Origin of the sequence: uncultured Bradyrhizobium sp. (assembly GCF_936928535.1) — a bacterium.
Classification (GTDB): domain Bacteria; phylum Pseudomonadota; class Alphaproteobacteria; order Rhizobiales; family Xanthobacteraceae; genus Bradyrhizobium.
In genome coordinates, this window is the sequence record NZ_CAKZHY010000056.1 from 46,967 (window position 1) to 69,897 (window position 22,931).

At 63.2% G+C, this 22,931-nt stretch carries 24 protein-coding genes; 12 read left to right on the plus strand and 12 right to left on the minus strand.

The window, feature by feature from the left end; genetic code table 11:
- Positions 1-11: 11 nt before the first annotated feature.
- From Q0687_RS08050 to Q0687_RS08070, 5 genes are all read right to left on the minus strand, one after another.
- Positions 12-584: a TIGR00645 family protein gene (locus Q0687_RS08050; RefSeq protein WP_298874234.1), complete on the minus strand. Its 573-nt coding sequence runs from the start codon at positions 582-584 to the stop codon at positions 12-14.
- A gap of 43 nt (positions 585-627) precedes the next feature.
- A complete protein-coding gene (locus tag Q0687_RS08055; protein ID WP_298874236.1) occupies positions 628-1,266 on the minus strand; it encodes a TerC family protein in 639 nt (212 codons plus the stop codon).
- Positions 1,263-1,625, minus strand: coding sequence for a hypothetical protein (locus tag Q0687_RS08060; protein ID WP_298874238.1), 363 nt, complete (start codon positions 1,623-1,625; stop codon positions 1,263-1,265). Before Q0687_RS08060 ends, Q0687_RS08055 begins: the two co-directional genes overlap by 4 nt.
- Before the next feature lie 2 nt (positions 1,626-1,627).
- Positions 1,628-2,083: a TerB family tellurite resistance protein gene (locus Q0687_RS08065; protein WP_298874240.1), complete on the minus strand. Its 456-nt coding sequence runs from the start codon at positions 2,081-2,083 to the stop codon at positions 1,628-1,630.
- A 286-nt stretch (positions 2,084-2,369) separates the two neighbouring features.
- Entirely contained in the window at positions 2,370-2,750 is a 381-nt protein-coding gene (locus Q0687_RS08070; RefSeq protein WP_298874242.1) for a nuclear transport factor 2 family protein, read from the minus strand.
- Between the two features lie 185 nt (positions 2,751-2,935).
- On the opposite strand from Q0687_RS08070, the gene Q0687_RS08075 reads away from it, so the two are divergent.
- From Q0687_RS08075 to Q0687_RS08095, 5 genes are all read left to right on the plus strand, one after another.
- Positions 2,936-4,684, plus strand: a complete 1,749-nt coding sequence (locus Q0687_RS08075) for an MOSC and FAD-binding oxidoreductase domain-containing protein (RefSeq protein WP_298874244.1) — start codon at positions 2,936-2,938, stop codon at positions 4,682-4,684.
- A 17-nt stretch (positions 4,685-4,701) separates the two neighbouring features.
- Positions 4,702-5,298: a redoxin domain-containing protein gene (locus Q0687_RS08080; protein WP_298874246.1), complete on the plus strand. Its 597-nt coding sequence runs from the start codon at positions 4,702-4,704 to the stop codon at positions 5,296-5,298.
- Positions 5,299-5,411: 113 nt separating this feature from the next.
- Positions 5,412-6,041 carry an FMN-binding negative transcriptional regulator gene (locus Q0687_RS08085; protein ID WP_298874249.1) on the plus strand — a complete coding sequence of 210 codons (630 nt, stop codon included), beginning with the start codon at positions 5,412-5,414 and terminating at the stop codon, positions 6,039-6,041.
- 75 nt (positions 6,042-6,116) lie between these two features.
- A complete protein-coding gene (locus Q0687_RS08090; RefSeq protein ID WP_298874252.1) occupies positions 6,117-6,944 on the plus strand; it encodes a class II glutamine amidotransferase in 828 nt (275 codons plus the stop codon).
- A gap of 20 nt (positions 6,945-6,964) precedes the next feature.
- Positions 6,965-8,194, plus strand: coding sequence for a carboxylate-amine ligase (locus Q0687_RS08095; protein WP_298874255.1), 1,230 nt, complete (start codon positions 6,965-6,967; stop codon positions 8,192-8,194).
- On the opposite strand, the gene Q0687_RS08100 is transcribed toward Q0687_RS08095, so the two are convergent.
- Positions 8,189-8,500, minus strand: a complete 312-nt coding sequence (locus Q0687_RS08100) for a hypothetical protein (protein ID WP_298874258.1) — start codon at positions 8,498-8,500, stop codon at positions 8,189-8,191. The two genes, Q0687_RS08095 and Q0687_RS08100, sit on opposite strands and share 6 nt — an antisense overlap.
- 302 nt (positions 8,501-8,802) lie before the next feature.
- On the opposite strand from Q0687_RS08100, the gene Q0687_RS08105 reads away from it, so the two are divergent.
- Positions 8,803-9,942 carry a hypothetical protein gene (locus Q0687_RS08105; RefSeq protein ID WP_298874259.1) on the plus strand — a complete coding sequence of 380 codons (1,140 nt, stop codon included), beginning with the start codon at positions 8,803-8,805 and terminating at the stop codon, positions 9,940-9,942.
- Positions 9,943-10,167: 225 nt separating this feature from the next.
- Here the strand turns inward: Q0687_RS08105 and gor are convergent, their stop codons facing one another.
- The 3 genes from gor to rpiA form a co-directional block, all read right to left on the minus strand.
- Complete coding sequence (gene gor, locus Q0687_RS08110) at positions 10,168-11,556, minus strand: glutathione-disulfide reductase (protein WP_298874262.1); 1,389 nt, start codon at positions 11,554-11,556, stop codon at positions 10,168-10,170.
- 147 nt (positions 11,557-11,703) lie between these two features.
- Positions 11,704-12,219: a DUF2059 domain-containing protein gene (locus tag Q0687_RS08115; protein WP_298874264.1), complete on the minus strand. Its 516-nt coding sequence runs from the start codon at positions 12,217-12,219 to the stop codon at positions 11,704-11,706.
- Between the two features lie 21 nt (positions 12,220-12,240).
- Complete coding sequence (gene rpiA, locus Q0687_RS08120) at positions 12,241-12,939, minus strand: ribose-5-phosphate isomerase RpiA (protein WP_298874266.1); 699 nt, start codon at positions 12,937-12,939, stop codon at positions 12,241-12,243.
- 160 nt (positions 12,940-13,099) lie between these two features.
- On the opposite strand from rpiA, the gene Q0687_RS08125 reads away from it, so the two are divergent.
- From Q0687_RS08125 to Q0687_RS08145, 5 genes are all read left to right on the plus strand, one after another.
- The gene (locus Q0687_RS08125) at positions 13,100-13,807 is read left to right on the plus strand and encodes an HAD family hydrolase (RefSeq protein ID WP_298874269.1); all 708 of its coding nucleotides are present in this window, start codon (positions 13,100-13,102) and stop codon (positions 13,805-13,807) included.
- A gap of 139 nt (positions 13,808-13,946) precedes the next feature.
- A complete protein-coding gene (locus Q0687_RS08130) occupies positions 13,947-14,447 on the plus strand; it encodes a hypothetical protein (protein ID WP_298874271.1) in 501 nt (166 codons plus the stop codon).
- A 132-nt stretch (positions 14,448-14,579) separates the two neighbouring features.
- On the plus strand, positions 14,580-15,614 hold the full coding sequence (moaA, locus tag Q0687_RS08135) for a GTP 3',8-cyclase MoaA (protein WP_298874273.1): 1,035 nt from the start codon (positions 14,580-14,582) through the stop codon (positions 15,612-15,614).
- 174 nt (positions 15,615-15,788) lie between these two features.
- The gene (locus Q0687_RS08140) at positions 15,789-16,370 is read left to right on the plus strand and encodes a TRAP transporter small permease subunit (RefSeq protein WP_298874274.1); all 582 of its coding nucleotides are present in this window, start codon (positions 15,789-15,791) and stop codon (positions 16,368-16,370) included.
- 28 nt (positions 16,371-16,398) lie between these two features.
- Positions 16,399-18,054: a TRAP transporter large permease subunit gene (locus Q0687_RS08145; protein ID WP_298874276.1), complete on the plus strand. Its 1,656-nt coding sequence runs from the start codon at positions 16,399-16,401 to the stop codon at positions 18,052-18,054.
- Between the two features lie 116 nt (positions 18,055-18,170).
- Here Q0687_RS08145 and Q0687_RS08150 read toward each other — a convergent pair whose 3' ends face one another.
- The 3 genes from Q0687_RS08150 to Q0687_RS08160 all read right to left on the minus strand — a co-directional run bounded on the left by Q0687_RS08150 (position 18,171) and on the right by Q0687_RS08160 (position 21,545).
- Positions 18,171-19,259, minus strand: a complete 1,089-nt coding sequence (locus Q0687_RS08150) for a TRAP transporter substrate-binding protein (RefSeq protein WP_298874279.1) — start codon at positions 19,257-19,259, stop codon at positions 18,171-18,173.
- Positions 19,260-19,456: 197 nt separating this feature from the next.
- Positions 19,457-20,827, minus strand: a complete 1,371-nt coding sequence (locus tag Q0687_RS08155; RefSeq protein WP_298874318.1) for an ATP-binding protein — start codon at positions 20,825-20,827, stop codon at positions 19,457-19,459.
- Positions 20,828-20,870: 43 nt separating this feature from the next.
- A complete protein-coding gene (locus Q0687_RS08160) occupies positions 20,871-21,545 on the minus strand; it encodes a response regulator transcription factor (protein ID WP_298874282.1) in 675 nt (224 codons plus the stop codon).
- A gap of 263 nt (positions 21,546-21,808) precedes the next feature.
- Here Q0687_RS08160 and Q0687_RS08165 point away from each other — a divergent pair, with 263 nt between their 5' ends.
- Positions 21,809-22,792: a dienelactone hydrolase gene (locus Q0687_RS08165; RefSeq protein WP_298874285.1), complete on the plus strand. Its 984-nt coding sequence runs from the start codon at positions 21,809-21,811 to the stop codon at positions 22,790-22,792.
- The last annotated feature ends 139 nt before the right edge of the window (positions 22,793-22,931 follow it).

The following is a 22,931-nucleotide window of genomic DNA, read 5'->3' on the forward strand; positions in this document are numbered from 1 at the left end:
GCCGGCTCACGTCAGGCGTGCCCGTTCTCCTTGCGATGCCCGTTGTCGCTGAGACGGTCGACCCAGGCGATGCCGATCGCGGAGATGATGAAGGTCAGGTGGATCAGCACCTGCCACATCACACCGGTCTCGGTGAAATTGCTGCGGGTGGTGCCGAGATTGCCGGCCTCGATGAAAGTCCTCAGCAGCGAGATCGAGGAGATGCCGACGATCGCCATTGCGAGCTTGATCTTGAGGACGCTGGCATTGACGTGGCTCAGCCATTCCGGCTCGTCCGGATGGCCGCGCAGGTTCAGGCGCGAGACGAAGGTCTCGTAGCCGCCGACGATCACCATCACGAGCAGGTTCGAGATCATGACGACGTCGATCAGGCCGAGCACGACCAGCATGATCTGCTGCTCGCTGGCATCGAACGAATGCGCGACCAGGTGCCAGAGCTCCTTCAGGAACAGCAGCACATAGACCGCCTGCGCGACGATGAGGCCGACATAGAGCGGCAATTGCAGCCAGCGGGAGCCGAAGATCAGCCGCGGAAACAGGCCGATCGGCGGGTTCGCCAAAGGTGCTTTGGATTCGGACGACATCGATCACTCCAGGAAGACGAAGGCAGGAAGACGAAAGCAGGGGTTAGAGACTGGCGATGACAGGCGCGAGCTCGAGCGAGCCGCGATAGATCATCTCGAAGGCGACGTAGACGATGATGGCGAGACCGACATAGGCAATCCAGCGCTGCTTCTGCAGCACGCGCCCGAGCAGGTCGGCGGCAACGCCCATCAGCGCGACCGACAGCAGCAGGCCGAACGCCAGGATGTAGGGATGCTCGCGCGCCGCACCCGCAACCGCGAGCACGTTATCGAGCGACATCGAGACGTCGGCCGCAACGATCTGCATCGCCGCCTGCCCGAAGGTTTTCCGGGTCACCGCCACGCCGGTCGCGCCCCCGCCATGGTTGAACGCAAGCTGACTGGACTGTGCGGCCTGCTCGCGCAGCTCACGCCACATCTTCCAGCACACCCATAGCAGCAGCACGCCGCCGGCCAGCAGCAGGCCGATCACCTGCAGAAGCTGGGTCGCGACGCCGGCAAAAGCAATGCGCAGGCCAGTGGCCGCGATGATGCCGACGACGATGGCGCGGCGGCGCTGATCGGGCGGCAGGCCGGCGGCGGCAAGACCGATGACGACGGCGTTGTCGCCGGCGAGCACGAGGTCGATCAGAACGACCTGCAGCAGCGCGGTCAGCGCGTCGGCCGTGGTGAAGTCAATCATGTCCCATCATTCTTCGGAGCGGACGGATCCAGCCAGTGCGGCTTGCGGCGCTCGATCCAGTCGAAGACTTTCGAGCGCGAGGCGCGCAGCGCCGGCACATCCTCGGCGAGCAGCGCGAGGCCCAGCGGCAGCATCCAGATCCCGAGCACCGGCAGGAAGGACAGCGTGCCCCCGACGATAAGCAGCATCCCAGCGGGAATCCGGACCCAGCGGCTGGATGGTTGCAGGAGATAGTCGACAGTGCCGGCAAGGCGCGGCGGCAATCGATGGACAAGCGCATCGAGCCGCGGGTCGCCACCGGCAGGCCCGCTACCGGCGCCCTCGAATTTCGTCCGCTGCTCGTCCGACGCTGCACTCATGATCATTCCTTCGCGGCGACGCTGACCGCAGCCACCGGCTTGGCGCGCGGCAGCACCAGCGTCAGCAGTCGCAACAGCTTGATCGCCTGCACTTCGTGCGGATGCACGTCTTCGTCAGCGGCGGCGACGCGCTCCGACAGCTCGATGAGATGGGACGACAGCGGCAGGTCCGAGACCGGACGCAGCGTGTCGATGACGACATTAGCGAAGTCAGGCTCCTCGAGCCGTGCGGCGAGCTCATCGAACATGGACGACAAGCGGTCATCGCTGATGTGCGGCGCCAGACCGCGCTCCCTGATGAAGCGGATCACCTCGTCGCGCTCGACCGGGGACACGCGCCGGTCAGCGACGGCAACCAGCGCGCCTGATATCACCAGTGCAGCCGCAGCCTGCTCGCTGAAACGCGACGGCTCGGTGATTTCGGGTTCGATGGGATTGGAATGGATAGCGTCAGACATCGTTGCTCCCTTTGCTTGCGAAATGGCCGCGGGGCTAGCGATGGGGACGATCGGGTCGGAGGGAACTCAAGAGGGCCCGACAATCGGCCGATCCATCGCATTCGCGCGGGACAGGTCATCCGACATCGCGAGGTTTTGCTGACATGATCAGCGTCCTCGCCAGAGGGGCCCGGATTCTTGTTCGCTTCAGAAATAACGATGGGTGGGCCGGAATCAAGGCATCGGGCTGCGACCAGCCGCCGCATCGGGTTCCGTGGTGTCAAACCTGATCAAGACATCAGCGTGCTTAACCCAATCGCTCCACGAGATGCGCGCGCGATGGCGACGGATCGAACCTATCGCCGAAATATTGCGTTTCGTGCGTTACCAGCCCGTCACGGAATTCCATGATGCTGACGACATAGGACGGTATGCCGTCATAGGTCAGGACGAATTCGCTGACCCAGAGATCACCACCGCCGATGATCCGCCGCACCGTGAAGCGCTTCTTGTTCGGCTGCACAAAGCGGCTTTCCTTGATGTTGCGGCGACCGTGAATGCGCTCGCCGGACTGCGGATAGTCGAGCACGGCATCCTCGCGATAGATGTCGTGCTCCGCCTCGAAATCGTTCGCGTCCGAGGCGTCCCAGTGGCGCTGGAGCGCTGTCCGCGTGGCATTGTCGTCCATTGCGACCTCCCGCTTTGCGATGACCTGCCTTTAAATCGGCGTGCAGACGGCCGGCGGCAAGACGATCTAGCAAAGTCTAACAACGCCTAACGTGCCAAAGCCACGAACCGGATGCAGATTGGCACCTGCCTCGATCCGGAATCCGCCGGGTCGAAGCGCGGCTCTGGTCACGCCGGAGAACAGAAATGGCACGCTTGCTGTCCGTCAATGTTGGCCTGCCGGGCGACGTCACCTGGCAAGGCAGGACGGTCCATACCGGCATCTGGAAGTCTCCCGTCGAAGGCCGGCGCAGGGCGCGACGGCTCAACATCGACGGCGATGGCCAGGGCGATGCCGCAGGTCACGGCGGCGAACAGCGCGCTGTCTACGTCTATCAGGATGAGTCCTATCGTTATTGGCAAAAACATCTGGGGCGCTCGAACCTCGTCCCTGGCCAATTCGGTGAGAACTTCACGGTTGAAGGCTTGGCCGACGCCGACGTCTTCATCGGAGATCGTTACAGGATCGGCTCTGCCCTGTTCGAGGTGACGCAGCCGCGCGTCACATGCTACCGGCTTGGCATTCGCATGCGGGAGCCCGACATGGCTGCGCTGCTGGTCAAGCACGGCCGGCCCGGCTTCTATTGTCGCGTGATCGAGGAAGGTGACGTCGGGGCCGGCGACGAGATCGTTCGGGTCGCGAGTGGGCCTGAAGGGATGAGCGTGTCCGAGATCAACGCGTTGCTTTACCTGCCCCCTCACCCGCGCGACGGTCTTGAACGCGCGCTGAAGATTCCGGCGCTGAGCCGTGGCTGGCATCGTGCCTTCGAGGCGCTGCTTGGCCAGAATGCGGCGGCCGGCAACGCCGGTCTCGGCCCCGCTGCAAGCCCGCCTCCGGCGTGGCACGGATTCCGACCGTTTCGCGTTGCGCACAAGATCGTCGAAACCAACGACGTGACGTCGTTGGTCCTAGAACCCGCGGATGGACATGCCGGGGCGGCCGCCCTGCCCGGTCAATTCGTCACCATCAGGCTCGGGCCTTCCAATACGCCGCCGATGACGCGCAGCTATTCGCTGTCGAGCCAGGTCGACGCGGCGTCCTATCGTCTCAGCATCAAGCGGGAGCCGCACGGCATTGCCAGCGCATACGTCGCCGACGAGCTCCGGTCCGGCGACATCGTGCAACTCGGCGCGCCCCGCGGCAGCTTTACACTACGAAAGGACAAGCGGCCGGTCGTTCTGCTGAGCGCCGGCATAGGCGCGACGCCGGTGCTCGCCATGCTTCACGCGCTCGCAGCAGAAGGATCGTCACGAGACATCTGGTGGCTGCACGGCACCCGCAATGGCCGCGAGCACGCGTTCGCCGGCGAGGTGCGCGAGCTCCTGGCCAGACTTCCTCACCATCACAGCCATGTCTGTTACAGCAAGCCCGATCCCGGCGATCGGATCGAGATGGATTTCGACAGCGTCGGACATCTGGACGCTGCCCTGCTGCGGCAACTCAACTTGCCGCAAAACGGCGACTTCTACCTGTGCGGACCGGCCACCTTCATGAGCGACCTCACCTCGGGCCTCCACGAATGGGGCGTCGCATCCGATCGCATCCACACGGAGTTGTTTGGCGCGAGACCGTCGCTGACGCCCGGCATCAAGGCGTCGGCGAAGCCGCGCCCGCATCCGCCGGTCGGCTCGCGCGGCCCCGGACCCATGGTGTCTTTCGCCCGCAGCGGCCTCAATGTCTGCTGGGCGCCATCATATGCGAGCCTACTCGAGCTCGCCGAGGCCTGCGACGTCCCCGTGCGCTGGTCGTGCCGAACGGGAGTGTGCCACAACTGCGAGAGCGGGCTGATTGCGGGCGGCGTCAGCTATCAGCCCGATCCGCTCGACCGACCGGCGGACGGAAATGTCCTGATCTGCTGCGCCCGACCACACAGCGACATTGTGATCGATCTCTGAGACTACAGGAGAGCCGCATGCGAACCGACATGGTGCCGGGAGTGACCTTCCCGGACTACGAGCTCAGCGACCACACCGGCAAACATCGCAAGCTTTCCGAGTTGCAAGGCATCGATCCGATGATCGTCGTGCTCGGTCGCGGCGGATATTGTCCGAAGGACCGTCGGCAGACCGAGGGGCTGGTGCAACTCCATCGCGAGATGGAGGTCGGCTATTGCCGGCTGGTGACCATCACCACCGACACCATCACCCAGACCAACGAATACCGGTCAGGAGCGGGAGCGCACTGGCCTTTCCTGTCCGATCCCAGGCGGATCGTGCAGAAGGATCTCGACATCGCCGAATATACCGATCCCGTCCACAATCCGATGATCCCGCATGTCATCGTGCTCGAGCCCGGCTTGCGTATTCACAAGATCTATAATGGCTACTGGTTCTTCGGTCGGCCGACCGTCGAAGAGCTTCGCCATGATCTCAGAGCCGTCAGCATGAGCTGCCGTCCGGATTGGGACATCACCGCGCCCGGATTTAAGGCGCAATGGGATGCGGGCCACAAGGAGCATTTCTACCCCTATGGCAAGGCTTACGTCGAAACGCTCGGCGAACAGGGCTAGAAACTATAGTCCGACGCAGGCGATTGCCGAGCCGGGCTGATGAGATCGTCCAAAACTGGCAGTTTATGGCGGGCCGGATTCCGGCTATCTCCGTGTCAGGAACGGAGATCACCATGTATATCCCCCCGGCTTTCAGGGACGACGACATCGAGAGCATCCGCGCAACCATTCGCGCCGCCCGTCTCGCAAGCCTCGTCACGGCCACCACAGAGGGGCTGGTCGCGACCCCGTTGCCGCTCTTCCTCGATGAGAACGACGGCGAGCACGGCGTGCTGTACGGACATGTTGCGAAGGCCAACCCGCAATGGAAGCTGCAGCCGATCGGCGACGCACTTGCGATCTTCGCAGGTCCCGATGCCTATGTGACGCCATCCTGGTACGCGACCAAGCAGGAGACCGAAAAGGTCGTGCCGACCTGGAATTACATCGCCGTGCTCGCCTATGGCCCGGTGGAATTCTTCCAGGAGCCGGAGCGCCTGCTCGAGGTCGTGACGCGGCTGACGAGCAAGCACGAAGGCGCGCGCGCAGAACCGTGGGCGGTCAGTGACGCGCCTGCCGATTTCATCGCCGCGCAGCTGCGCGGGATCGTCGGCGTGCGCATCCCCGTGGTGCGGTTCGAAGGCAAGCGCAAGATGAGCCAGAACCGGCCGGAGGCCGATCGTATCGGCGTCGCGGCTGGTCTCGCGGCAAGCGAGAACCATACCGATCGCGAGGTCGCGCCCCTGATCCCGCTGCCAAGCTGAGCGGTTGTTCCCCGGAACAATCATCCTGTCAGGCGTGTTGGGGCATCTCAGCAGGAAACCTGACAGGAAGGCCGCATGTGCCGCTGGATCGCATATCGGGGCGAGACCACCTCGTTCGAACCTTATGTCACCGAGCCCGAGCATTCGCTGATCGCGCAGAGCATCCGCTCGCTGCAGTCGACGGCGGGATCGAACGGCGACGGCTTTGGTCTCGGCTGGTATGGCGAGCATCCGGAGCCTGGTCTTTATCGTGAGACGCGGCCGGCCTGGTCGGATGAGAATCTGCGCTACCTCTGTCGCCACCTGCGCTCGCATCTGTTCTTTGCCCATGTGCGCGCCGCCACTGGCACCGCGGTGACGCGGCAGAATTGCCATCCATTCGCCTGCGGCCAGTGGATGTTCATGCATAACGGTTTTGTCGGAAGCTGGAACAGGTTGCGGCGGAAGGTCGAGGCGCTGATTCCGGACGCCTATTACCCGTCCCGAACGGGAACGACCGATTCCGAGGCCGTGTTCCTCGCGATGATGGGTGCCGGCCTCGACGCCGATCCGCTCGGCGCAACCAAGGCCGTGCTGCAGTCGCTCGTCGGTCTCGTCAACGAAGGCCAGCTTCGCGAGCGGCTGCGCTTCACCAGCGCGATCGCCAACGGGCGCGATCTCTACGCATTTCGTGTCGCCGTCAACGATGCCGCCAACACGCTCTATTTCCGCGAGGCTGGCGACCAGGTCGTCGTCGTGTCAGAGCCGTTCGACAAGGAAACGGACTGGACGGAGGTGCCCGCGAATCACGCGCTGATCGCGCGCGCATCCGAAGCCGCGAAAATTGTTCCATTCGACCTCTCAATTTCCAGGGGCTCCGAGGCGGAACCCGCCCCTATCAGACGGATTATCGCCCGCAGGTAGTACCATCGCCGGGTGGCACGATGACGATTGCTTTGGATGTTTTGAAATTGCTGCGCCTCGATTCCTCCGACGACAAGCAGCATCTCGTCATTCGCTCGGCCGGCGGCCGCGGCAAGGCGGCCGAATATTCCTTCGGCATCGAGGAGGAGTACTTCCTTGCCGATCGCCGTACCCTCGAGGTCGCAATCCAGACTCCGAACGAGCTGTTCGAATCAGCCAACTGGTCGACCGGTGGCCAGGCCATGCGCGAGATGCTGCAGTCGCAGCTCGAGGTCGCCACCAATGTTCACGTCGACGTCAATGACGCACGGGAAGAGTTGAGGTTCCTGCGCCGCGAGGTCGCCAATGTCGCCGCGCAGTATGGCTTTGTGATCATGGCCTGCGGCACGCACCCCACGGCGGTGTGGCGCATGTCGCAGCCGAGCCCGAAGCCGCGCTACGAGGAGATGATCGAGGATCTGCGCAGCATCGGCCATCGCAACATGATGTGCGGTATGCACGTGCATGTTCAATTGCCGGATCCCGAGAAGCGGATGGCGGTGATGCGGGCGATGCTGCCGCATCTGCCACTGTTCATTGCGCTGGCTGCGTCCTCGCCGTTCTGGAATTCGCACAAGACCGGACTGAAAGGTTACCGGCTTGCGGCCTATTCCGAGTTGCCGCGCACCGGCCTGCCCGAGCTGTTCGACGGCAAAAGCGAATTCGACGACTATGTCGGCGCATTGCAGCGCTCCGGCGTGATCTCCGACGAGAGCCACATCTGGTGGGCGATGCGGCCATCGATGAAGCATCCGACACTGGAGCTTCGCGCGCCCGACACCTGCACTTTCGTCGACGACGCCGTCGCCATCGCCTCGCTGTATCGCTGTCTGACGCGGCACCTCTACCTGCGGCCGCATCTGTCGAAAGAGGTCACCGCGGTCGAACGCGCGATTGCGGTCGAGAACAAGTGGCGCGCCCAGCGCTACGGCACGGATTGCATCTTTGCATCAAGGGACGGTGCGGTGACCATCTCGGAGATGCTCTCGCGAATCATCGACGATACCGCCGAGGACGCCGACGCATTGGGCTGCGCTGCCGAGATCGAGCACTGCCGCACCATTGTAGACCGCGGCAGCTCGGCCGAATTCCAGCTTCGCGCCTATCGCGACAACGGCGACGATATCGCGGCCGTGTCACGATGGATCGCGACATCGACGATCTCAGGCATGAGCGCGCCGATCGGGCGCAGCGCCCCAGCACCGTCATAGCGCCCGCGCCACCAGGCGTGGGCGGAAAACGGATTCGACAGTTGGCGCAGGAGCAGCGACTGGCCTTCGCGCCGACCGGCGCCGCGGAATGAAGAAGCTGCTCACGATGATCGGCTCGTGATCGCCGAGCGCCGTCCGCTCCTTCACGAGCAGGCTCATCACCGACCGCATCTTGATGATTTCCTGCGCCACGAAGCTACAGTCCTCGTCGCGATTGATCTGCTCATGCATGATCGCCTCAGCCTCGCGCATGCTGACGCGCAGTGCTCTGATGGTTCTGCGGAGTTCGTTGATATTGTTGTTCATGGCGGCCCTCCATTACGGTCGCAGCATAAGAACAAAACATGAACAATCTGTCAATCGCTGCGTGCTCGCGCGGGCGTCGAGCTTGCTGACAAATTAGACAAAGAACGTCGCCGCCTGGGAAGCGCGAACCTTGGGGCAGGGTCGTACCGTCCAAGCGAGCACGCGATCTAACCTCAGGTGCAGTCACTGGATTTCCCCTCACCGCATCGACGCGCCCCACACCCTTGCTGCTGTGCGAGTCAACTGGCCCAAAATTCGCAATGACATTGCAAGCGAAGCAATGGCGCAGAGCGGAGAACGTCATGAACGTGCATGCTGCGGGCGATCTCAGGACATCAGGCCTCACCCATCCGAACGGCGCCCCCCTCTGCCTCAACGCCCAGGATTTCGTTGCGATCGATCGCGACAGGAATGCGAAGTTCGAAGCCACCTACCGGCCGCAAGCGCTCTACAATCGCGCAAACGAAGGCTTTCACGCCAACAACGAGACCTTCCTGCTCCACGAAGTCGCAACCAACCTGCCGATCTATCGTCCCGACACCGGACCCACCGACTTCCATCTGCATCTGCCGCCCGGCGGCTTTCAGCTCGTGCTGGTCACCTCGGGCGCGTTCACCTTCGACTATGACGGGCGGTGGTACAATGTCGGCCCCGGCGCGGTGATGCTGCAAAGCGCGATCGTGCACCGCCAGCTGTTCTACACCTGGTCGGGCCTGTCGACCGAAGAGAACTTGAAGACGCCGCAGACCGTAGTCCCGGATCCGATTTCGATGGGCTATTCCGGCAAATTCCTCGAAGCCTTCATCACCGATCCCACCACCTTCCCGAACCCGACCATCGTCGGACCTGATAAGATCAATGAAGACGAAACGCCGCGCGTGGCCTGGAGCCATCCGCTGCATGATCGTCCCGCCGATGCCGGCTTCTGGCTCCAGGATCCCCTCGCGCTCGATGCGCTCTACAAGCCGCTCACGGACGGTTCGGTCAAATCGGCCATGCAGGTTTACGTGCGCGATATCGGGATCGAGATTCCGAGTGGTCATCTCGTGACCGGCCACGTTATCGCAACCGATCCGCGTGGGCACGCACTGTTGCCGAAGAGCACGGCTGCCCCGGCGGATGCGACCTGCTTTGCCAAGGGCGAGGTCGTGATCTATCGCGTCATCCGCGGCAGCGCCGAGTTCAAGAAGAAGGATGGCGAGCGCTTCGAGCTCTCTGCCGGCGATGTGGTCACATCGGGCAAGGATTCGATCAGCCTCGTCGGCCTCAGCGACAACACGCAGCTGCTTCGGCTCGGTCTTCTCAAGGGCATCAACGATCTGCGCAGCTGGACACCGACGCAGCGCGAGGCGATTGACGGCCTGGCAAGCCAGATCATCACGCACCGGGACATTCGTCCGCTGCGCACTGAAGGCAAACCGGTCGGATATCTGTACGGCTAGGCGGTTCGCAGCGAGGCGCCCCAAGTCTTCTTCCCTCTCCCCTTGTGGGAGAAGGTGGCGCGAAGCGCCGGATGAGGGGTCCTCTCCCCTCGATGCACTGTTCGGGAGGAAAGATACCCCTCACCCGTCTCGCCGCTCCGCGGCGTGCCACCCTCTCCCGCAAGGGGAGAGGGAAAGCGTGCCAGCCCGGCCAATTTAATTCGCTTGAGAGCCGCTTTATCCGCTCTACTCCGCCGCCTGGCGCACGTGGCGCGCGGTCGGCGTGCGCATTGTCACGAGCTCCTCGGCCGCGGTCGGATGCAGCGCGATGGTCGCGTCGAAATCGGCCTTGGTCGCCTTCATCTTCACCGCGATCGCGACGGCTTGCGTCACCTCGGCGGCGCAATCGCCGACGATATGGCAGCCGAGCACGCGATCGGTCGAACCGTCGACCACGAGCTTCATCAGCACGCGGGTATCGCGACCCGACATCGTCGCCTTGATCGGGCGGAACGTCGTCTTGTAGATGTCGACGTGGCTGAACTGCGCGCGCGCCTCGGTTTCGGTCAGGCCGACCGTACCAACCTCCGGCTGCGAGAACACCGCCGTCGGGATGTTGGAATGATCGACCTGCACCTCGCGCTTGCCGAACACGGTGTCGGCGAAGGCATGGCCCTCTCGGATCGCGACCGGCGTCAGGTTGAAGCGATGGGTGACGTCGCCGATCGCATAGATGCTGTCGACCGAGCTCTTCGAGAAATGATCGACCGCGATGCCGCCGTTCTTCGGGTTGATGGCGACGCCGGCCTTGTCCAGCCCGAGATTGGCGACGTTGGGGTGGCGGCCGATCGCGAACATGACCTGATCAGAGGCAACGCTCGATCCGTTGGACAGATGCGTGGTGAATTCCTCGCCGTGACGATCGACCTTGGTCACCGTGCAGCCGGTGAGAATGGTGATGCCCTGCTTTTCCATTTCGCTGCGGACATGAGCCCGCACGTCTTCGTCGAAACCGCGAAGAATGTTGTCGCCGCGATAGATCACGGTGACGTCGGAGCCGAAGCCGGCGAAAATGCCGGCGAATTCCAGCGCGATATAGCCGCCGCCCTGGATCACGATCCGCTTCGGCAGCTTCTTGAGATGAAACGCCTCGTTGGACGAAATCACATGCTCGATGCCGGGAATCGCCGCGCCATGGTTGGGCGCGCCGCCAGTCGCGATCAGGATGTATTTCGCGGTGATCTTCCTGTCGTCTGAGAGCAGACGAACGGTGTGCTTGTCTTCTATCACGGCGCGGCTCTTGACGACCTGCGCGCCCGACTTCTCGACATTGGTCGTGTAGGCCGCTTCCAGCCGTGCGATCTCCTTGTCCTTGTTGGCGATCAAGGTCGGCCAATCGAAGCTCGCGGGCGGCACGGTCCAGCCGAAGCCGGCAGCATCCTCGAGTTCGTGACGGACATGCGAGCCGATCACGAACAGCTTCTTCGGCACACAGCCGCGGATCACGCAGGTGCCGCCCATGCGGTACTCTTCCGCGATCGTCACGCGGGCGCCGTACCCGGCCGCGATGCGGGCGGCACGCACGCCGCCCGAACCGCCACCGATGACAAAGAGGTCGACGTCGAATTCAGCCATTGTCCACTCCGACCCCGAGAGCATGATCCGGACCCGAAGGGCCGCGCCAGCGCAAAGTGTGGAGCGGTTTTCCGAGAAAGATCATGCTCAAATAAGAGCCCAAAGCGCGATGACGCGCTTCAGGGATTTCTGATCAGATAGGTATTGTCAGATATCCTTGCCACGCTTCTTCATCTCTGCACGGAAGGCGGCCGCGACGACCTCCGAGAAGTGCTGCGCCCACTCGTTCATGACCTGCATGCTGAGGTTGATGGCCTTGGGTTCGTTGGTGAGCAGCTTCTGGCCGAGCGGCGACTTGTAGAACGTGACGAGATCCTTCAGCTCCTGCTCGGTGAACTCGCCGGCATAGACCCCCACCATGCCGTCACCGATCTCCTGCTCGCGGCCAGCCAGCTGCTTGGCGATAACGGGGGCAAGCTCGTTGAGGTCCTTCTGGTAGTTGAGGTTCTGTCCGATCAGCGTGGCCTTGACCTTCTCCACCATGCCGGGCACGGCGCCGGCGTACATCGCGCTGGCATTCTTCAGCTGCAGAATCTCTCTTGCTGCGGCAATGGCCCCCGGGGTCAGTGGCTCCGGCTTCGGCTGCTGTTGCGCGGTCGCCGCCCCCAGGGCCAACGCAAAGGCGAGGCAAACGGCGGGCACGATCTTCAAAGCGCTCTTCATTCCTAGTCTCCTTTCGGCGGCTTATCGCCGTTCAATCACGCGGATTCCCTCGCCACCCGCCAAAACAGCCGAGCTGGCCAAGCCGATGAACAACCCATGCTCGACCACGCCGGGGATCGCGCTCAGCGCCTGGGCGAGGCTCGCCGGATCGGCAATACGTCCGAGCTGGGCATCGACGATCCAGTGGCCGCCATCGGTGACGAAAACGTGGCCATCTTTGGCCTTGCGGACCGCCATTTGCCCGGAAACGCCGCATTCTGCAAATGCCTTCTCGATGGCGCGGCGGGTCGCTCCCAGCCCGAACGGGATCACCTCGACCGGCAGCGGAAAGCGACCGAGCGTCGGCACCCATTTGGTGTCGTCGGCAATCACGATCATGCGGTCCGAGGCAGCCGCCACGATCTTCTCGCGCAGCAATGCCCCACCGCCGCCCTTGATCAGGTTGAGCTGGGGGTCGATCTCGTCGGCGCCGTCGACGGTGATGTCGAGACGGTCAATGTCATCAAGCGTGGTGAGCGGCACGCCACAGCGCTGCGCGTCAGCGCGGGTCGCTTCCGAGGTCGGCACACCGATCACCTTGAGCCCGGCGGCAACGCGTTCTCCCAGCAGCTCGACGAAATGCTTGGCCGTCGACCCGGTTCCGAGCCCGAGCTGCATCCCGTCGCGCACCTCGTCCAGCGCGCGCGCCGCGGCCTGCCGCTTCAACTGGTCCATGGTCACGTTTGCGCCCGCCTCTCAGGTGTGCCGCCGGTCGAGTCACTTGCGGCGGCCTATGTAGCCTCGTTTTCATCGAGAGAACAGGGCCCGGAAACCGGCCTATAAGCTGATCTTATGGCCCTGCCCCTTGCGCCAGCCCTGGCGGACCGATAGCGCTTTTTGCATGACCTCCCCAGACAAGACCGGCCCCTACACCCTCGTCTTCGACCTCGACGGCACGCTTGTGGATACGGCGCCCGACCTGATCACGGCACTGAACCACGTGCTCGACCGTGAAGGCCTGCCGCCGGTACCGATGGCCTCGGCCCGCAATATGATTGGCGCCGGCGCCCGCAAGCTGATCGAGCGGGGCCTGGAGGCCGAGGGGCGGACGGTCACGCCTGATGACATGGACCGGATGACGGCCGATTTCATCGCGTATTATGCCGACCATATCGCCGTCGAATCCCGCCCTTTCGAGGGGCTGCTTGACGCGCTCGACCTGTTCGCCGCGCAGGGGCATCGGCTCGCTGTCTGCACCAACAAGCTGGAATGGCTGTCGAAGCGGCTTTTGGACCAGCTTGACCTGAGCCGCCGCTTCGCGGCGATCTGCGGCGCCGATACGTTTGGCGTCCAGAAGCCGGATCCGACCATTTTTCGGCAGACCGTGGCGCGGGCGGGCGGTGAGGTCAAAGCCAGCATCATGGTCGGGGATGCCGGAACCGACGTCGGCGTGGCCCGGCGCGCCGGGGTGCCCGTGATCGGGGTCAGCTTCGGCTATACGGACGTGCCCATCGCCGACCTGAAACCGGACCGGCTGATCCATCACATGCGCGACCTGCCGGCCGCCGCCGATAGCCTGATGATCCCGCAGCGGCCGACAAGTCCCTGAGATCACGTAAGGATCCCCGCGGAACCCCGCGTTAACCATCTATTAACTATGCGAAGTCCGGCGGTTGCTTGCCCGGAACGACGCTCCTAAGGTCCCTCGCGGGGTTATGTGGCGGTTCGTCGCAGTAGAGTGGATGGTCATGCGTCGTGTCATCGCGATTGCGTTAGCGGGAGCGAGCCTCCTGGGAGCAACAAGTCTTGGTGGCTGCTCCTCGGTTTCTTGGGACATGTTCAAATCGACGCCGCCGACCGCGCAGGTCCGGCTTGAATCCAACCCGCCGGGGGCTGACGCTACGACCTCGCTCGGGCCGGGCTGCAAGACCCCCTGCTCCGTCTCGGTTCCCGCCCCCGACGCCCCGTTCACGGTGGCATTCGCGCTGCCGAAGTACCAGCCGGTCAGCGTGCCGGTGAACGTCATCAAGGACGCCGGCAATTTCACCACGCCGGCTACGGTGACCACCGATCCGAACCCGGTGTTTGCGGAGCTCCAGCCGGCTGTGCCGCCGAAGCCCGTGAGGAAGAAGCCGCACCGGCCGAAGAAGCCGAAACCGGCCGCAGCCGCGCCTGCCGCGGCGCCGGCCGATGCTGCAGCGCCCGCGGCTGGCACGCCGTTCCCCGATCCGAACGCGGGCAAGCGCTGAGCCAGCTGTCAATTGAGGTATACCACCCGATTGTCTCAGCCGCGTCCGATGCTTAGATTGGGCCTCCTGCACCACTGAAGCAAAGGTGCGCCCGTCGCCGTCAGTGGCAAGGTAATTGGCAAGGCATTTGGTATGAACGGATCCTCTGCGAGTCCCCTCGCCGCGCTGTCGAGCCCGATGACCGATCCGTTCGGTCGCACCATCTCTTATCTGCGCGTCTCCGTCACCGATCGCTGCGATTTGCGCTGCTTCTATTGCATGTCGGAAGACATGACGTTCCTGCCCAAGGCGGACCTGCTGAGCCTGGAGGAACTCGACCGGCTCTGCTCGGCCTTCATCGCCAAGGGCGTGAAGAAGCTGCGCCTCACGGGCGGCGAGCCGCTGGTCCGTCGCAACGTGATGACCCTGGTGCGCTCGCTCTCGCGCCATCTGGCGAGCGGTGCGCTGGGCGAGCTCACGCTGACCACCAACGGCACGCAGCTGGCAAAACATGCGCAGGAGCTTGCCGATTGCGGCGTCCGCCGCATCAACGTCTCGCTCGACACGCTCGATCCGAAGAAGTTTCGCGAGATCACGCGCTGGGGCGAGATCGACAAGGTGCTGGAAGGCATCGAAGCGGCGCGCGCTGCGGGGCTTGCCGTGAAGATTAACGCGGTGGCGCTGAAGAATCTGAACGAGGACGAGCTTCCCGATCTGATGCGCTGGGCCCATGGCAAGGGCATGGGGCTGACCTTGATCGAGGTGATGCCGATGGGCGAGATCGGCTCGGGCCGCATCGACCAATATCTGCCGCTCTCGCTGGTGCGCGCGCGCCTCGCCCAGCAATTCACGCTGACGGATCTGGCCGAGAGCACCGGCGGGCCGGCGCGCTATGTCAGCGTGGCCGAGACCAGCGGCAAGCTCGGCTTCATCACGCCGATGACCCATAATTTCTGTGAATCCTGCAATCGCGTGCGCGTCACCTGCACCGGTACCCTGCACACCTGCCTCGGCCACGAGGACGCGTCCGATCTGCGCAAACCTCTGCGTGCATCCAGCGACGACACCCTGCTCGCCGCGAGCATCGACCGTGCCATCGGGCTGAAGCCCAAGGGCCACGATTTCATCATCGACCGCCGCCACGACCGCCCCAGCGTCTCCCGGCATATGAGCGTCACCGGCGGCTGAGTATGGCCGGTCTGCGGCCCTATTCCCCTTAACTATCAACAAACTTCCGATTGACTGGCGGCAGCGCCGCTGGTTTTGTGCGGCTGCCTTTAAGCCTTCGCGGCGGGACAAGCCGACGCGCCTAGTCGGCGTAGACCCAAGACGGTTAGGGCAAAATCGGGGGAGGACCTATCGTTGCAAGCGCTCTTAAAGCTGAGCCACGGGATCGACGCGTTCACACGCTGGACCGGCAGACGCCTGGCATGGCTGATTCTGGTCGCCGTGATCATCTCGGCCGCCAACGCGATCGTCCGCAAGGCGTTCGATATATCATCCAATTCCTGGCTCGAGCTACAGTGGGTGCTTTTCAGCATTGTCTTCCTGCTCTGCTCGCCATGGACCCTGCTCGACAACGAGCACATCCGGATCGACATTGTGAACGCCATGATGCCGAAGAAGGCGCGCAACATCATCGACGTCATCGGCCATTTGTTTTTCCTGCTGCCGCTGACGGTCGTGATGATCATTACTGGTGTACCGTTCTTTCTCCGCTCGTTCCACATCAACGAACAGTCCGGCAATGCCGGCGGCCTGCCGCAATGGCCGGCCAAGTCGCTGATCATGATCGCCTTCGCCTTCCTGCTGGTCCAAGGCGTTTCCGAACTGATCAAGCGGATTGCGGTGATGCGCGGGCTGATTCCCGATGCTCACGAGTCGCAGGTGAAGGCGATCGAAGCCGAGGTCGAGCACCTCGTCGAAGCGATCGAAAAGAAGTGAGCGCCAGCGGCGTTTTTCGGGGGAATTTATGACCGCGTTTCTCATCGCCAATATGGCGCCGATCATGTTTGCGTCTCTGGTCGTCGTGCTGCTGCTCGGCTATCCCGCAGCATTTTCACTCGGCGCCGTCGGGCTCATCTTCGCAGTGATCGGAATCCAGCTCGGCGAATTTCGCCCGGACTTCCTGCAAGCCCTGCCCGAGCGTGTCTACGGCGTGATGAACAACGACACGCTGCTCGCGATTCCGTTCTTCACGTTCATGGGCCTGGTGCTGGAGCGATCCGGCATGGCCGAAGATCTGCTCGACACCATCGGCCAGCTGTTCGGCACCATCCGCGGCGGCCTCGCCTATGCGGTCGTGTTCGTCGGCGCGCTGCTTGCGGCGACAACGGGTGTGGTCGCGGCCTCCGTGATCTCGATGGGCCTGATCTCGCTACCGATCATGCTGCGCTACGGCTATGACCGCCGCATGGCCACCGGCATCATCGCGGCCTCCGGTACGCTGGCGCAGATCATCCCGCCCTCGCTCGTCCTGATCGTGATGGCCGACCAGCTCGGCAAGTCCGTGGGCGACATGTACGAAGGCGCGTTCATTCCGGGCCTGGTGCTCGCCGGCCTCTATGCCGGTTACGCGTTCCTCGTCACCCTGATCTTCCCGAAGGCCGCTCCGGGCCTGCCGAAGGAAGCAATCGGCTTCCGCGAAGACAACGGTGACCGCGGCCTGCGATCGCTGGGCGTGTTGTTCCTAGCGAGCTGCGCGTTCGGCTGGTTCATGATGCGGGGCTCGGAAACCCATGGTGCCGATTTCGTCGTGCTCAGCATGTTCTTCGGCATTCTGTTCGCCTTCTTCGTCGCCGTATTGAACTGGATCACCGACCGGTTCCTTGGCTTCCGTTTCCTCTCGAAGATGGCGCAGCAGACCACCTTTGTGATGGTGCCACCGCTGTTCCTCATCTTCCTGGTGCTCGGCACCATCTTCATCGGCATCGCGACGCCGACCGAAGGCGGCGCCATGGGCGCAGCCGGCGCCCTCATTCTCGGCGCCATGAAGCGGCGGCTGACCTGGGACCTGGTTCGCCAGGCGACGGAATCGACGGCAAAGCTGTCTGCCTTCGTCGTCTTCATTCTGGTTGGCGCCCGCGTGTTCTCGCTGACCTTCTACGGCGTCAACGGCCATGTCTGGGTCGAGCACCTCCTCACCTCGCTGCCCGGCGGCCAGATCGGCTTCCTGATCTTCGTCAACGCCTTCGTGTTCGTGCTGGCGTTCTTCCTCGACTTCTTCGAGCTCGCCTTCATCGTGATCCCGCTGCTCGGGCCTGCGGCCGAACATCTCGGCATCGATCTGATCTGGTTCGGCGTCATCCTCGGCGTCAACATGCAGACCTCGTTCATGCATCCGCCGTTCGGCTTCGCATTGTTCTATCTGCGCTCGGTTGCTCCGAAGGAATCCTATATCGACCGCGTCACCAAGAAGCGCATGGAGCCGGTCACGACGGGTCAGATCTATTGGGGCGCGATACCGTTCGTGGTCATTCAGGTCGTCATGGTGTTGTTGGTGATCATGTTCCCGTCGATGGTGATGCACTACAAGGGCGTGCAATCCAACATCGATCCCAACAGCATCAAGATCGAGGTACCGCAGATCGAACTGCCACCGTTGGATTTTGGGCCGCCGAAACAATAGCCGGACCGGTCTCCGGCCCGTGATCGCGTCAAGACGCCGCGCCCAGGTTTGTTGCCTCAGAATAAGAACAGCCCCGGAGCTTGGCTCCGGGGCTGTTCTCGACTTGATGCAGACGATCAGCTCTGGGCGTGACGCGCCATGAAGCTGTCGTAGGCGAGCTCGGCCACCTGGAACCACGAATAGTCAGTGTTCGAGAAGCTGGTCAGCGACTCGTAGACCTTCTTGAAGTTCGGATTCGTCGTAGCAATCTCGCTGTGCAACGACTTGGCCGCCTTGAAGGAAGCCTCCATGACCTCGGGCGGGAAGGCATGCAGCTTCGTACCGCCTGCCAGCAAGCGGCGCAGCGCCGGCGGATTGGCCTGGTCATACTTCGCCATCATCCAGTTGTTGGAGAGGTGTCCAGCCTGCTCGAGAACGCTCTGATAATATTTCGGCAGAGCGTTCCACTTATCGAGATTGACGAAGGCCAGCAGGATTGGACCGCCTTCCCACCACCCCGGATAATAGTAATGCGGCGCGACCTTGTAGAAGCCGAGCTTCTCGTCATCATATGGTCCAACCCACTCCGCGCCGTCGATCGTACCCTTCTCCAGTGCGGGATAGATGTCACCCCCGGCGATCTGCTGCGGCACGGCACCGAGCTTCGCCAGCACCTTTCCGGCAAAGCCGCCGATGCGGAATTTCAAGCCGGAGAGGTCTGCAACGGTCTTGATCTCCTTGCGGAACCAGCCACCCATCTGACAGCCGGTGTTGCCGGCAAGCAGCGAGGTGACGTTGTAGCTCTTGTAGAATTCGTTGAGGACTTCCTTGCCCCCACCCAGCATGTACCAAGCCTGGTTGACACGCATGTTGGGACCAAAAGGCACCGATGAGCCGAAGGTGAAGGTCGGATCCTTGCCAAAATAGTAGTACGACGCGGTGTGGCCGATCTCGCAGGTGCCGTTCTGCACAGCATCGAGCACTTGCAGACCCGGGACGATTTCGCCGCCGGCGAAGGTCTGGATCTGGAACTTATTGTCGGTCGCTTCGGCCACTGACTTTGCCATCATCTCGGCGCCGCCATACAGCGTATCGAGCGATTTCGGCCAGCTCGTCGGCATACGCCATTTGATTTCGGGCATCGACTGAGCGATCGCCGGCGCGGCGAGCGTCGCGGCTCCAACCGCGCCAAGTCCGGTGACCTTGATGAAATCTCTTCTCTTCATTGGTTTCCTACCCCGATGGATTGTGATGATTGGCCTTCTTGCCGAGGCTTGGATCCCCAGCATGGAACATTGCCTTGCGGATTTCCATCCCGATCAGGGTGACGGAGGTGAAATGCCCGGCTTCACAGTGCTTTCTGCTCTAAGACTTTAGGCTTAGGTCGGCCGCGGGAGGCGGTGTCCCGGGAAGCCCGCCCGGCTCACATGAGACGATGCGCCTCGATCTTGTCCATGAAGCGAGATGACGCGTCCACAAGCCTGAAACGCAGTGTGAACTGCGCGCCACCGGCAGGCGCACTCTCCACGAGAATCGTCGCGTCGTGATCCTCCGCCACGCCGCGCACGATCGACAGCCCCAGACCCGCGCCGTCGCTGCGCTGGCGGTCGCGGCGCCAGAAGCGCTGGAAGATCAGGTCACGCTCGGCTTCCGTGATGCCCGGCCCGCAATCGCGCACGCACACCTCGCCCTCATCGTTCACCTCGACGTCGACCGAAGTGTCCTGCGCGGTGAACTTGATGGCGTTTTCGGCGAGGTTGAAGATCGCGCGCTGCAGCATCTCGGAATTGCCGTGGATCAACACGGGCGTCTCGGCGCCTTTGAGCGCGATGCCCTTGTGCTGCGCAATCGCGAGCGGTGCGATCGCGCCGACCACCTCGGCACAGACGGCCCGCAGATCCGCGGTCTCGCCCGGATCGAGCACCAGCGTGTCGAGCTCGGCGATCTCCAGGAGCTGGGCGACGATCCGGCTCATGCCCTCGATGTCGTCGTGCAGGAGCTGTCTGACCGCACTGTCGCCGAGCGTCTCGACCCGCGTGCGCAGGATCGCGAGCGGCGTGCGCAGCTGATGGGCGGCATCGGCGGTGAACTGGCGCTGCAGGCGAAAGCCGTCCTCGAGACGGTCGAGGGCCTGGTTCACAGCGGTGACGAGCGGCATGATCTCACGCGGAATCTGGTGCGTCGGCAAACGGACGTCCGTGCGCGACGGGCCGATATTGCTGGCCTCTTCCGAGGCCTTCCAGAGCGGCGCGATGGCGCGGCGGAAGATGATGATGTCGATCGCGAGCAAGATCAGAAGAATGGGAATGGTGATCCATCCGACCCGGCGGAAGAAGTTGGACACGATATCGTCGGTAATGACGTCGCGGTGAGACAGGTCTTCCCCGACCCTGATGCGAACGGTGGTGCCGTCGATCGTCTGCTTCACTTCGGCGCCTGAAATCGTGTCCGACGTCACGTCACCGGTCTTCTTGTGCGACGAGAACAGCAGGCGGCCGTCGTCATCGCGGATGTCGTACTGGTAGCGACCATAGGCTTCCGAATACAGACCCCGCAGACTCTCCGGCAGATTGAACGTCACCTTGCCGTCTGCGTTGACGGCAATTCGCTCGGCAAGCGTCTCGGCCTGGGCCCGCATCGCCGCGCGATGCAGCTGGTCGATCTCCGAGTTCAACAGCCAGAACAGCACCAGCGGCAGGAAGATCGCGACCACCGCGACCGCGATGATGTGCAGGAACACGATGCGCGAGATCAGCGATTTGAACGACGGGGCCCGGACTATGGATCCGGTCAGGTATCCAGTCCTGGACCCGATCTGGAATCCGAACCGGGCCACGCTATTTCTCCTCGGCCATCATGTAGCCGACGCCGCGGATCGTATGGATCACGACCTTGGCGCCGTGTTCGGTGAGCTGCTTGCGCAGCCGGGAGACATAGACCTCGACCGCGTTGGAAGCGACCTCGCCCTCGAGCCCGAAGATGTGATCTTCGACATTCTTCTTCGGCACCACCCGCCCCTGACGCCGCAGCAGGATCTCCAGCACGGAGGTTTCGCGCGAGGAGATGATCCGCGGCTTGTCATCGACGAAAATTTGCCGGCTTTCGGTGTCGTAGACGAGATTGGCAAGCCGCAACGAACGGCCGAGCAATTGGCCCGGACGCCGCAGGATGGCCTCCAGCCGCGCCACCAGTTCCTCCATCGCGAACGGCTTTGCCAGATAGTCGTCGGCGCCGCTGCGCAGGCCGTTGACGCGGTCCTGCAGGCCGCCACGCGCGGTCAGCACCAGCACCGGCAGCGGCTCCATCTGCCGTCGCAGCTCGCGCAGCACCGACAGGCCGTCGCCGTCGGGCAGGCCGAGATCCAGGACCATCGCGGCGTAGGTCACGTTATGCACCGCCTCGCGCGCCTCCTCGGTGCTGCCGACGATATCGCTCTCATAACCGGCCGCTGCCAGCCCGTTGGCAACGAGCCGCGACAGCTCGACATTATCCTCGACGATCAGAAGGCGCATGCGGTAAACCTGATTTCCGGTATTCCCGAAGGCGCGGCACACGCCGCGATGGACGATCTCTCCCACCAATCGGTGGATTGAGCCAGCAAAAAATGGCGCTTGCGAGGTTGAGGCGCGGTTGCCGACCCGTGCGCGGCCAGACCACCCCAGGTCTGGCGGAAATGTGTGTTGGCGGATCCGCCGGTCGCTGCCATCAAGGAGCGAGGTCAAATTGCTGTCACGGTGATGCGGTCGTGGCGAACCAGGCGCGGGAGCAGCAGCGCATGCATTTTCTGAAATTCGCGCTCATATCGGCCTTCGGCCTCATGCCGACGCTGGCCCATGCTGCCGGCTTTCGCTTCGTCACCGTGCCGGCCGAGGCCGGCTCTCCGGCGATCCAGGCGGCGGTGTGGTCGCCCTGCGCTGGGCCGGTCGGCGAGATCAAGATTCGCACGATGGTGTTGCCCGCGACGGAGAACTGCGCGATCTCAGGCGACAAGTTGCCGTTGATCGTGATCTCGCATGGCTATGGCGGCGGCTTCACCGCTCACCACGATACGGCCGAAACGCTTGCGAACAGCGGCTTCGTCGTGGTCGCGCTAAGTCATCCCGTCGATGCCGGCAGCAGTGACATGAGCCGTGCGGACACGCTTGCCGCGTTCACCGAGCGGCCCGCCGACATCGAGCGCGTGATCGACTACATGCTGACCGCATGGCCTGATCATGCAAAGCTCGCACCCGAACATATCGGCTTCTTCGGCTTTTCGCGCGGGGGCTACACCGGCCTCGTCGCCGCGGGCGGCGATCCCGATCTGCGCAAGATGATCGTCTTGTGTCCGGAAGATTCTCCCAAGCCCGATTGCGCACAAGTGCGACGCAATGAGATCCCGGCGCTGGCCTTCACACATGATCCGCGCATCAAGGCGCTTGTCATTGCCGACCCTGCTTTTGGTCCGCTGTTCGATCCGGACGGTTTGAAGGATGTGAAAGCCCCGATCCAGCTCTGGGCCTCCGCGCTGAGCGGAGAGGACAGGACCGGCGGCGAAGTCACGCTGGATTATGTGACAACGATCATGCGCGACCTGCCGGTGAAGGTCGACTTTCATCTGGTGCAAAATGCCGGTCATTTCGCCTTCCTTCCGCCGTGCACAGAAGAGCTGGCGAAAAAACGCCCCAACATCTGCACCGACAGGCCAGGATTTGACCGGCTCGCCTTCCACGGCGCGTTCAATGCGGCCGCCCTTGCGTTTTTCCGGGCGCATCTTTAACGGCTCGCCTTGAAGGCCTCCCATCGCGCCTTGCGCTCCTTGCGGTATTTGCGTGCGGGCTCCGCGGCCGATTCCTCGCGCCGCAGCGACTTCGTCAGGCCTGACGGGTCGCGCGCCGTTCAGCTCACCATCGAGGCGG